Source organism: Flavobacterium sp. CAN_S2 (genome assembly GCF_015752255.1).
Taxonomy (GTDB): domain Bacteria; phylum Bacteroidota; class Bacteroidia; order Flavobacteriales; family Flavobacteriaceae; genus Flavobacterium.
The window spans coordinates 363,882-375,492 of the sequence record NZ_JADOVA010000004.1 but is presented as its reverse complement, the minus strand read 5'-3'; the positions used below and the strand labels follow the sequence as shown (position 1 = coordinate 375,492).

Genomic DNA, 11,611 nt, shown 5'->3' with positions numbered 1-11,611 from the left:
AAAAAACAATTTTGAATACTACGCAAAAATTAGCGAAGCAATTTGCTGACTGAATTTAATTATCGTCTTAAAATTAAATCCTGTAAAGCAGATTTTTTTTATGATTTCAATTGCTGTACTAACTTTGAAATTGTAGCAATTGTGGTTTCGATTTCTTCAAAAGTCGTAAATCGGCCCAAACTGAATCTTATGGAGCTTAAAGCATTTTCGTCGGAAAGACCTATCGCTTTCAAAACATGCGAAGGCTTTGAGATAACTGCGGAACAAGCAGAACCATTAGAAACCGAAATGTTTCCCAACGCAAGAATTAAATTTTCAGCATTTACGCCCGGAAAACAAATGTTTGAAGTATTGTACAGCCGGTTTTGAGTACATCCGTTTACAAAAGAATCCTTGATTTTAAGTAATTCGGTTTCAAGGAGGTCGCGCAGTATTGCTATCCTCTGGCTGTCGATTTCCATTTCTGATTTCGCAATTTCGCAGGCTTTTCCAATTCCAATAATTCCTGGAACATTCATGGAGCCACTTCTTCTGTTCTTTTGCTGGCCACCGCCTGTAATTTGCGGTTCTAATTTTATTTTTGCTTTATTTGAAATAAATAATGCGCCAATACCTTTTGGACCGTAAAATTTATGTGCGGAGAAAGGCATAAGATCTATTCCTAAATCAGTGACATCAATTGGAATTTTACCTACTGCCTGAGTGGCATCGCATAAAAAAAGTGCCCCTTTTGAATGAGCAATTTCTCCGATTTTTTTAATTTCCTGAAGTGTTCCGGTTTCATTATTTGCCATCATGACCAGTACTAGCAAAGTTTTTTCGGAGATGGCTTGCGCTAAAATACCTAAATCCAGCATGCCGTTTTCTTTTATTGGCAGATAGGTAACTTCGAATCCGATGGCTTCCATAAAAATACAGGTATCCAAAATCGCTTTGTGTTCAGTGGTTACGGTTATAATTTGTTTGCGATTTTCAGTTAAAAGTCCTCTAATTGCTAGATTTATGGCTTCGGTAGCTCCTGATGTAAAAACAATTTCATGAGGTTTCGCTCCAATTAATTCTGCTGTTTGCCAACTTGCCATTTCGACCGCTTCATTCACTGTTAATCCTGCAAGATGGCTACTGCTTGCATTGGCATAAAAATCCGTAAAATACGGAAGCATTGCGTCCAATACACGATTATCAATGCGTGTTGTGGAATTATTGTCTAGATAAATTATTTCTTGAATGGGCATTGTTTACGCTATTGTTGTACATCTACTTTTTGGGGAATGTACGAATCTTGATAATTGTGAAATTTTTAGAAATCGGCTGCTGCAGAAGGATTTGAATTATTGCAATTATCTTTGGCCTTCAAAAAAAAACAATTAGCTAAGATCATCCAGAAATACTGAACAATCTTAGCTAATAAAGGTCTTGATTATACCGTTGCAAGGCTGAAAGGTAATTTTCGTATTCTTTTGCCAGTCAGGTCAAAAATGGCATTTGTCAGTGCAGGTGCAAAAGGAGGAAGGGCAGGTTCACCAACTCCGCCTGCATCTTCTTCATTTTCTATAATATATACTTCTATTGCTGGAATATCCGTAATGCGAGGCATTGGATAATCATAGAAATTGTTTTGTTCTACTTTACCATCTTTGAACGTGATTTCATGTATTGTAGCCGCACCAAGTCCCATGACTATAGAACCTTCGACTTGTGCGCGAATGATATCAGGATTTACATACCATCCACAATCCATAACAGCCCAAACTTTGTCAATCTTGACACCACCAGAGGCATTTTTTGATACTTTTACGATGTGACCTACTGTTGATTTGAAACATTCTGTAATGGCTACACCGTAACCTTCATTTTTATTTCTTTTTTTCCAGCCGGAAACTTCTTCCATTTTATCGATTAGTTTTTGGCATCTTTCGTCTTGTAGATGAGTTCTTCTAAAATCGAGAGGATCTTTGCCAGCTTCTACTGCCATTTCGTCCATAAAACTCTCATAGGCAAATCCATTGGTGGATGCATATACGGAACGCCACCACATTGTTGGCAGCGGTGTTTCAAATGGAACATCTGAAATACTTAAATTTTTGATGCTTGCGTAGTAGGGTTCTAAGAATCCCTCGCTTGTGCTCTCATTAGGTACGTCTTTTTTTCCTCCACTCCAGTGGTCGTTATTTTGGCCCGCCATTCTAAATTTAAGTGCCTCAATTTTCCCTTCTGAAATCACTCCTTCACAGCGGTAAGAGATTCCTGGTCGATAAGGTCCTTGTTTTAAATCATCTTCCCTTGACCAAACTACTTGAACCGGAGCACCAATTTCTTTTGAAATCAGGACAGCTTCATGTGGATAATCCGTAAAGGCTTTTCTTCCGAAACCACCACCAAGAAAAGTCATGTTGACAATTACCTTGTCTTTTGCAATTCCCATTTGGGTACTTATAAAATCCTGAACCCACCCAGGCGCTTGAATCGGACCCCAAATTTCTACCTTATCTCCTTGGAAATGGGCAATACAATTCAGAGGTTCCATACAGCTATGGGATTGATAAGGTGTCTGATAAATTACGTCAACTTTCTTTTTTGATTTTTCTATGATTGCGGTCGGATTACCTTGAGATTTAAGAGGTAATCCTTCTTTTGTTTTTAAAAAATCTTCCTGACGTTTGAAAATTTCAGGACTATTTACATGTTCAAATCCGGTATCATCCCATGTTACTCGCAAAGCCTTTTTTCCTTCTAACGCTGCCCACGTAGAATCAGCCACAACAGCTACACCTTCCCGAATAGTATTGTGTACCATCATTTTTACGACGAAAATGTTTTTTACTCCGGGTATTTTTTTTGCTTCGGAATCGTCAAAGCTTTTTACTTTTCCGCGTAGTCTTGGGTTTCTTTCCACGGCAGCATATAGCATTCCGGGAATCTTTTTATCCAAACCAAAGATGGCACTTCCATTTAGTTTCATGGGCGTATCCAGACGGTGTAATGGCTGACGAATCAGCTTATATTCAGATATTTTTTTAAGTTTTGGATTTTTTGGTGCCTCTAGTTTTGAAGCTTGCAGTACGAGTTCTCCGTAGTGCATTTTTTTAGCAGATGGTCGGTGTATTACATTTCCAGCTTCGGCATAACAATCATCCACGGATACTTTCCATTGCAAAGCTGCTGCTGAAATCAGCATTTCACGTGCCGTGGCACTCAGCTGAAGTAACCTCTTATAAGAAGATCTGATGGTTGAACTGCCTCCGGTTATTTGATTTCCGTATTTTTTTTCGTTTCCTTGCGCAAAAATAACGTCGATATCTTTTAAATTAACTTCCAGTTCCTCAGCGATAATTTGTGGAATTGAATGATATGCTCCCTGACCCATTTCGGCACGGTGGCTTACTAAGGTAACTTTTCCCGATGTATTAATGAGTATCCATGCGCACATTTCAATATCGGCTGCAGTTAAATCCGAGGGTTTTATTAAAGTTACCGCTGCATCACTTGGTAAATAAAAACCCATGCAAAGCGCAGCACCACCCAAACCAGTGAGTTTAAGGAAGCTTCTCCTTGTATTATCTATATTGTTTTTTGAATCCATCATACTTTAGAAATTATTTATTTTGACAACATAATCCATTAGAAACTATTTGGCTGGGGCATAGGCGCCATTGTTCAGCCATTTGAGCCATTCTTTTTTAAACTCGGCGTGACTCATTGGAGGAAGGGTGCGTCCTTCGCCAGGATTCCATCCAGCCAAGACTAATGAGTCGTCAGCATGTTCCTTGAGTTTTTTGATATTCTTATTTCCGTTTTGAGCTGGATCTACTAGTTGTTTTGCAAGTTCATGTGCGGTTCTACCTTCAAAAACCATTTTCATATCAGCAGGAGGCAAGTGCCAGACCGAATTTCCAGGCGGTACATTTTTTCCAGGAGAATTTGTAGGTTGGTGACAATTTGTGCATTTCATTGCATACACGCCTTTCCCGTCCAACCCTCTCTTTGGAGCCATAACATGTAAATGGCTGTCATCACCTTGCAGCGGCACATCGCCTTTTGGATGGCAATTCACGCAACGCGGACTCATTAAAACCTTGTAAACATTCTTGAATGCCATTACTGAGGCGATACTATCTTTTTTGAGCGCTGCTTTATCTAGTTTTATATAATTCGTTTCATCATCCTGTTTTAAAGTCCAACCCAATGCAACCATACTTGCGAGAGAAAGAAAGATAACAGAAACCGTTTTGTTTTTTATGAATGTAGCCATAGCAAATATATTATGTTAGGAGATGATTTTCCTCCAAGAATTTGATTCAGTGTATTGAAATACCTTTTATTTTTTATCTTTTTCTTGCATTTCTGCTGCCAAATGAATGGCTTTTTTTACACGTGGATAAGTTCCGCATCTACAAATGTTTCCGGACATCGCATCATCTATATCCTTATCTGTAGGTTTTGGATTTTCTCTTAATAAAACTGCTGCGGACATAATTTGTCCTGAATGACAATATCCGCATTGAGGGACATCAATTTCCTCCCACGCTAGTTGCGCCGGATGGTCGTTGTTTGCAGATAATCCTTCAATCGTAATGATTTTTTTTCCTTGTGCTCTGCTTACTTTTGTCACGCAAGATCGTACTGCTTCACCGTCAAGATGCAAAACGCATGCGCCACATTGGGCCACACCGCAACCAAATTTTGTTCCAGTGAGTCCTAGTGTATCTCTTACAACCCATAGTAATGGCATGTCTGGACTTACATCGACCTGGTAGGTTTTATTGTTTACGTTTAATGTAATCATAGGAATAAAAATTAGATTGAATATTAAAAGTGGGCCTGATGAAACAGGTTGAAAATTTGCGAAAGATTAAATTTACTAAAAAAAAATAAAAGTAGTCAGATATTAACAATGAATATAACGAAAATCAAATAATTGATTATAATTTTCAAATATTATCCGGCTATTAATCTAATTTCTATCATTAGGATGAAGCAATATTAGACTAAAAAAGCTTTTTTTGATTCCTTCAATAATTTGATTTCAGTACTTTTACGGGAAGAAAAATAATTAATAGTCATAAAGTCGAAGGCCGAAAGTCTTAATGTCGGTTATCGATAAGGATTATCTTGAAACTTTACACCTGAAAAATAGAAAAATGGTTGATATCACACATAAAATAAGTACGCTCCGTTCCGCAACCGCAAAGGCAACAGTGATTGTGAGTCTTCAAGCCACCATTGATGCCGTTGTGAATAATCTGGTTCCAAAAGGAAACGTACTGGAAATGGCAAAAACGGCGGGTTTATTTGCCGTGAAAAACACGCATTTATCGATTCCGGATTGCCATCCTATTCCAATTGAATTTACATCGGTGGAATATGAAATCAACGAATTGAGCATTGATATTATTTTTAATGTGAAAACGGTGTACAAAACTGGAGTAGAGGTCGAGGCAATGCATGGCGCTTCGATTGTGGCGCTTACCATGTACGACATGCTGAAACCAATTGACAAGAATATTGAGATTTCGACTATCAAATTAATCAATAAAGAAGGCGGAAAATCTTCTTTCAAGAATTGTTTGCCAACTGCAATCACAGCAGCGGTTTTCGTTTGTTCCGATTCTATTTTTGCGGGAGATAAGCAAGATCGCTCCGGTAAAATAATTGTTGAAAAACTGGAAATTAGCGGAGTTGAAACTACGCATTACGAAATCATACCTGATGAAATTGATGTAATTCAAGAGCGAACCAAGGCTTTCGCTAAAGAAAATCAATTGGTCATTTTTACAGGCGGAACCGGGCTTTCGCCAAGAGATGTTACGCCGCAAGCACTGGAACCGTTGTTAGAAACCAGAATCCCGGGAATTGAGGAAGCCATACGCAATTATGGGCAAGAACGCATGCCGTATTCCATGCTTTCCAGAACCGTTGCAGGAACCTTAGGAAATTCGTTGATATTGGCTTTGCCGGGCTCCACCAATGGCGCAAAGGAATCCATGGATGCCATATTTCCTCATGTGCTGCATGTTTTTCATATTTTAAAAGGCAATAATCACGACACCAAATAATATTGTTTTAGCAGATAATTTTGAACGTAGACACAACTATTTGACTATTTCCTTAGTTGAGAAATGCAATTTACGTTGTAGCTATTGCATGACTGCTGATAGAATTGTGTTAAATCCAAAAGCGAGCCAGGGCTTTCGCGGAAAAGAATGTCTTTACGGTTTTCCGTAAAATCCCTCAAGCATAAGTACTTACTTTGGAAATGAAAGATAACTTAATTTTTTTTTATCAGTATTTTCGGTATTAAGTTATATATTTGAAAATAAGTAAATACTGATTTATGTCAGACAAAGCTACCCAATTTAGGGTGGATAAGTCTGATGACGTCAGACCTATATACTAGTTAGCAGTAACCTTAGTGGAGAAGTGGATTAACAAATAAAAAACATTTAGAATAAATGAAATCATTTTCAGAAATTTCTTGGCTTGATTTTCCACAAAAACAAATCAACAAAATCAAAGAAGATATATTGACTAAAGGCAAAAATTATATACTTCAAATTGATGAAAATGAATTTATAGAGTATTTAGTTGAAAAATATAGACTTGAACCATTAAATATTCTATTCAATACTGAATCTGTTTCGGAACCAAAAAAAGCTACAGAGAGATTAACAAATCATTGGGGTGAAACTTACAATGCAGAAGTTTTTAATTTCACGGTAACATATCAATTTACTGGCAGTAGCGAATTATTTCACGTTGTACCAAATCCAAGAACCTATAGTTCTTATGAAATTTCAGTAAGAAATCAATATGTTTCATTTTCATTTTCCATCTACAAACAAGATGTAGAAGAATTTAAAAAAAGAAAATCAGAAGTATATGATCAAGCATTTAACAATTTAGACAGAGTGAATAATAATTTACAAGAAATTTCGAATTCTTATGAACAAAATGTAAAATCACTCTTTTTTTATGAAAAGAATAAATACAAGGAAGAAAATAGTTTTTTCATCGCTATAAATGTTAACGTAAATAAAGACACAACATCCGTTTTCACTGCTCCAACAATTATTAAAAAAATTATTCCACAACCTAAAGTTTCAAAAAAATCTGAATTTTCTAGCGAGCCAATTATGTCAACATTAATGTATGACGACATTCTTAAAGTAATTTATGATTTAGGGAAAAGTATGGAGAAAAAGCCTTCAACATATCAAAATAAAGATGAAGAATCTTTAAGAGACCAAATACTATTGTTTTTAGAAACTCGATATGATGGTACAACTGCAACTGGAGAAACATTTAATCGTGGAGGAAAAACAGATATAATACTTAAATATGCAAATGATAATAGTAACTTATTTGTGGCGGAATGTAAAGTTTGGCACGGCAATGTTGAATTTTTAAAAGCAATCTCTCAATTGTTCGATAGATATTTAACTTGGCGTGACTCAAAAGTTTCATTAATATTGTTTGTTACTAACAAAGACTTTAGTAATGTTTTAAATACAATTAAAACCGAAGTAAAAACTCATCCATATTTTATTAAAGAAAATGGAACAAGAGGAGAGTCTTCATTCAGCTATATTTTTAGACTTCCACAAGATGAAAATAAAAATGTGTTTTTAGAAATAATTGCTTTTCACTATGACAAATAGTGGAATAAAGGCTACTGCTAACTGCCATTTTGAGCTAGCTGAAGTTTAGTGGAATTGCCGTTTCGCATCAAGTTTTCGTTAAGCCAAAAACTGAAAGGTTACGAATTTTCAGCCATCTCAAAGTGGCATAACGTTATACCTCTATTTAAAAAATAAAATAAAATGCAACAAAATATTACTGCATTTGCAGACGAATTTGGGAATAATTCTTTTGATTTTGAAAGTCAGGGGACACATTTTATCGTTGCAACAATAATTTGCAAAAATGAGAATTTAGAAAAACTTCGAAATGATATTGATTTGATTAGAAAACAACATGGTTTTCAAACTGGCGAAATGAAATCAAGTGGTGTTGCCCAAAATTATTCAAGGAGAAAAAGAGTTTTAGCTGACATTGCTAAACTAGATATAACAATTTACGCAGTAATAGTAGACAAAACCAAACTGAATGGAAAAGGATTTGCAATAAAAAAATCATTTTATAAATATCTTAATAATTTAGTTTATAAGGAACTTTATAGAACATTTCCAAAACTCGAACTTCATGTTGATGAACATGGTGGAAATGATTTCATGAGAGAATTTAAGAAGTATGTTGAGAAAAATCATGAAATGAATTTATTTTCGGGTTCAGAATTCAATATTCAAAATAGTAAACAAAGTTATTTTATCCAGATTGCTGATTTTGTTGCTGGAACTTTAGGCTATATTTTTGATGAAAACAAAAAATCAGAGCATAGTTCAGATTTTCAAGAATTGCTTCGGCCAAAAATTGCAAGTTTAAATTTCTTCCCAAATGATTATTCATTTAAAGAACTGGAAGAAACAAATTTAGACGAAAATTTCGATCCAAATATTGCTTCAGTTTGTCATCAAAGAATAAAAACTTTCTTAGCTACTGAAAAAGGAACTGACCAACAAAAAGTTGACCAAATAAACTTTTTAAAATTGCTTCTACTTTTTCAAAGAGCTAACATTAAGAATAGATATATCTCAACAAAGGAAATTTTCAGTCACCTTAATCAAAGTAGACACGAAATTTTGAAACAAGAATATTTTAGAAGTAAAGTTGTAGGGAATCTAAGGGACAATGGAATTATTATTGCTTCTGGAAGAGATGGTTACAAAATACCTTCAAGCTCAAAAGATTTAGATAGTTTTATTAATCTTGGAAAAAGAATTGTTTTACCAATGCTTAATAGAATAACGGAAGCAAGAGAAGCTATAAAACTAGCAACTGGAAATGAATTAGATATTTTAGATAAAGAAATTTTTCAGGAGTTAAGAAAATTAATTGATAAATGAAAAAACTTGGTATGATAGCCCCGCTGTATTAGCGCAACATTGCCTGCCATTTTAGAACTCAACATTAAAAAAGAACATATGGAATTCGTAGAAACAGAAGCAAAAAAGTTTAAAACAAAATTATTTCATGGTTCTCAAAACTTAGTGGTTTCAAAAAATACGTTATTTGCCAAACTTGATGGATTTATACTCGACAGATATAAGATAATCTTTTTAAACATATTGAGAAAAGAACTTTTTGACTCAAAAATTGAACATGAAAAAGGATGTCAAACCCAAAATTGTGGGACAGCAAGTTTATACAATAATGCTATTTTTACAGTTGACCAAACTATTGAAAACCTAAACGAATATTATGTTCCAACAGTTACTGCAGAAGATATATTTTCACCCCATGAGCAGTCTGAAATTTTAAGTAAAATAAATGATGTTATATTTAAACTTAGAAAATTAGAGGCTGGACAAGAAATAATTTTTGATGAAATTGATGATTTGAAATCTTCATTTTATTTAGGAAAAAAGAAATGGAATCAGCTACTCACTGGTAAAATTATAGATTTAGGTATTTCTTATGGAGTTGAAAAAACAATCTTGGATTCAATTTATTCAGAGTTAATAGAAAGTGCCAAACATCTCGCACCAAATACAATTACAGATTTGTTCAACATAAAATAAAAAACGGCTGGTAACAGTGATTTTGCTTAAAGACCTCTGCGAAGTCTCCTGACTTCTTAGCCGTTATAATAGGCAACAAACATAATCAGAAAAAATTTTTAATGGACTATAGTTGTGGGTACGAAGTCTCCCGACTTCTCACAGAATTATGCCAGAAAAAATAGGTTTCACACTATCGAATCTAATATATATTAACTTACTTAATTTTTTCTTTTTTTTATTATGAAAAAAGTTAGTGATTCCTAGCCCTGATGGAAGCGGCATCCTCGTAACGCAGTGCAGAGATACAGCGGACAGCAGGAGGTTTCGTTCTTGAAAACTGCAATCGTTCTGCTCCTAATTGTAAACAGGTTCTAAAACCTTTTTATTTTAGAAACAGGCTTTACGCTTAAATGCTACTATTTTTAGTAGTTTTACTGTAACACATTTTCAATACTGCACTCTTACTGTAGAATCTATTTTTATTAAACGCTATACTTTATGAAAAAAATTGTTTTAAGTGCTGTTGTACTTTGCTCGGCTTGCATGATGCAGGCGCAGTCCATCAATAAAATTATCAAAATAAAACACGTTACCAAAATAGAGAAAGTACTTTCGGCAGATGATATGCAAGGCCGAAGAGCGTTTACTCCGGGTATCGATAAGGCTTCCTCTTTTATTGAATCTGAATTTAAGAAAATAGGTTTGCAAACATTTAACGGTGCGAAAGATTTTAAGCAGGAGTTTTTCATGACGGAGTCTAAAAATGTTTCCTTAAAGGTTCTTATTGATGGTAAAGCGATAGATAAAGCAGATGTGGTTTCTTTTTCCTACCAACCGCAAATTGCCATGACTGAGAAAAGTGATGTTCAGGTTGTGAAAATAAATGCCGGAGATAAATTTGGCCCGAAGTTTTACGAATATTACCAAAGCGGAAAAAATCTTTTGGTGCTTGTGGATGCTTCATTTAAAGCCCGAATTCCAAATGTGAAACACATTTCGCAAATGAGCGCTAATCCTGAGGGAAATACGGTAATTTTTGTTTTTGGTGCTACTGACGCGACTCAGTTTTCAATAGAAGGAACGAATACTGTTACAAAAAAGGCACTGAATAATGTGGTAGGGGTATTGAAAGGTAAAAGCAAACCCAATGAATACGTAGTGTTTTCAGGGCATTATGACCATCTGGGTATTGGTTCGCCTGCTGAAGGAGAGCAACATGATGCAACGGATTCTATTTATAATGGTGCCAATGATGATGCAGCCGGAACTACAGCCGTAATCATGCTGGCCAAGTATTTCAAGAAACTGAATAATAATGAGCGTACGATATTGTTTACCACATTTGTAGCCGAAGAAATAGGCGGGTATGGTTCCCAATATTTTTCGAAACAATTAAACCCGGATCATGTTATGGCGATGTTTAACCTAGAAATGATTGGAACCGAATCAAAATGGGGTAAAAATTCGGCTTATATTACTGGTTTTGAAAAATCTAGTATGGGAGCAATTCTTCAGAAAAATTTAGAAGGATCAGCATTTAAATTTTACCCAGATCCTTATCCGGAACAACAATTATTCTATCGTTCCGATAATGCAACTCTTGCAAAACTGGGTGTTCCTGCGCATACGATTTCTACGTCTAAAATGGATAGCGAACCGAATTACCACAAAGTAAGTGATGAAATAGAAACTCTAGATATGGTGAATATGACCGAAATTATCAAAGCGATTGCCATCAGTTCTTCTAGTATCATTAACGGAAAAGATACACCTTCAAGAGTGGATAGCAGTGCTTTGAGTAGAAATTAGATTGTTTCTTCGGACATTTATTGATAATTGGAGTGTTTGTTTGTTTGTAGTAAGAAAAAGAGAATTGCGAGATACTAAAAATTGAAATCTAAGTTGAGAAATTTCTTTTATATCGCTGATATGAAAATACACATGTGCTTTTAAAATTAAAATGTATTAGAGCATTAGAACCGGTAGCCTAG

Annotated in this window: 9 protein-coding genes; 5 read left to right on the top strand and 4 right to left on the bottom strand. The window is 35.1% G+C overall.

Going from position 1 to position 11,611, the window contains the following annotated elements; genetic code table 11:
- Positions 1-98: 98 nt before the first annotated feature.
- The 4 genes from IWX80_RS13340 to IWX80_RS13325 all read right to left on the bottom strand — a co-directional run bounded on the left by IWX80_RS13340 (position 99) and on the right by IWX80_RS13325 (position 4,786).
- Positions 99-1,235, bottom strand: coding sequence for a cysteine desulfurase family protein (locus tag IWX80_RS13340; RefSeq protein ID WP_196853860.1), 1,137 nt, complete (start codon positions 1,233-1,235; stop codon positions 99-101).
- Positions 1,236-1,420: 185 nt separating this feature from the next.
- Positions 1,421-3,586 (bottom strand): molybdopterin cofactor-binding domain-containing protein, encoded by a 2,166-nt coding sequence (locus IWX80_RS13335; RefSeq protein WP_196853859.1) that lies wholly within the window; start codon positions 3,584-3,586, stop codon positions 1,421-1,423.
- Positions 3,587-3,628: 42 nt separating this feature from the next.
- A complete protein-coding gene (locus IWX80_RS13330) occupies positions 3,629-4,252 on the bottom strand; it encodes a hypothetical protein (RefSeq protein WP_196853858.1) in 624 nt (207 codons plus the stop codon).
- A 66-nt stretch (positions 4,253-4,318) separates the two neighbouring features.
- The gene (locus tag IWX80_RS13325; RefSeq protein WP_196853857.1) at positions 4,319-4,786 is read right to left on the bottom strand and encodes a (2Fe-2S)-binding protein; all 468 of its coding nucleotides are present in this window, start codon (positions 4,784-4,786) and stop codon (positions 4,319-4,321) included.
- Between the two features lie 355 nt (positions 4,787-5,141).
- Here IWX80_RS13325 and moaCB point away from each other — a divergent pair, with 355 nt between their 5' ends.
- From moaCB to IWX80_RS13300, 5 genes are all read left to right on the top strand, one after another.
- Positions 5,142-6,056, top strand: coding sequence for a bifunctional molybdenum cofactor biosynthesis protein MoaC/MoaB (moaCB, locus tag IWX80_RS13320; RefSeq protein ID WP_196853856.1), 915 nt, complete (start codon positions 5,142-5,144; stop codon positions 6,054-6,056).
- Positions 6,057-6,452: 396 nt separating this feature from the next.
- Positions 6,453-7,658, top strand: a complete 1,206-nt coding sequence (locus IWX80_RS13315; RefSeq protein ID WP_196853855.1) for a hypothetical protein — start codon at positions 6,453-6,455, stop codon at positions 7,656-7,658.
- A gap of 162 nt (positions 7,659-7,820) precedes the next feature.
- Positions 7,821-8,963 carry a DUF3800 domain-containing protein gene (locus tag IWX80_RS13310; RefSeq protein WP_196853854.1) on the top strand — a complete coding sequence of 381 codons (1,143 nt, stop codon included), beginning with the start codon at positions 7,821-7,823 and terminating at the stop codon, positions 8,961-8,963.
- Positions 8,964-9,002: 39 nt separating this feature from the next.
- Positions 9,003-9,638, top strand: coding sequence for a hypothetical protein (locus IWX80_RS13305; RefSeq protein WP_196853853.1), 636 nt, complete (start codon positions 9,003-9,005; stop codon positions 9,636-9,638).
- Between the two features lie 480 nt (positions 9,639-10,118).
- Positions 10,119-11,429: a M28 family metallopeptidase gene (locus IWX80_RS13300; RefSeq protein ID WP_196853852.1), complete on the top strand. Its 1,311-nt coding sequence runs from the start codon at positions 10,119-10,121 to the stop codon at positions 11,427-11,429.
- The last annotated feature ends 182 nt before the right edge of the window (positions 11,430-11,611 follow it).

Bases quoted from the DNA above. Each gene is read 5' to 3' on its own strand.
- IWX80_RS13340 (WP_196853860.1), bottom strand. From the start codon at position 1,235: ATGCCCATTCAAGAAATAATTTATCTAGACAATAATTCCACAACACGC.
- IWX80_RS13335 (WP_196853859.1), bottom strand. From the start codon at position 3,586: ATGATGGATTCAAAAAACAATATAGATAATACAAGGAGAAGCTTCCTT.
- IWX80_RS13330 (WP_196853858.1), bottom strand. From the start codon at position 4,252: ATGGCTACATTCATAAAAAACAAAACGGTTTCTGTTATCTTTCTTTCT.
- IWX80_RS13325 (WP_196853857.1), bottom strand. From the start codon at position 4,786: ATGATTACATTAAACGTAAACAATAAAACCTACCAGGTCGATGTAAGT.
- moaCB (WP_196853856.1), top strand. From the start codon at position 5,142: ATGGTTGATATCACACATAAAATAAGTACGCTCCGTTCCGCAACCGCA.
- IWX80_RS13315 (WP_196853855.1), top strand. From the start codon at position 6,453: ATGAAATCATTTTCAGAAATTTCTTGGCTTGATTTTCCACAAAAACAA.
- IWX80_RS13310 (WP_196853854.1), top strand. From the start codon at position 7,821: ATGCAACAAAATATTACTGCATTTGCAGACGAATTTGGGAATAATTCT.
- IWX80_RS13300 (WP_196853852.1), top strand. From the start codon at position 10,119: ATGAAAAAAATTGTTTTAAGTGCTGTTGTACTTTGCTCGGCTTGCATG.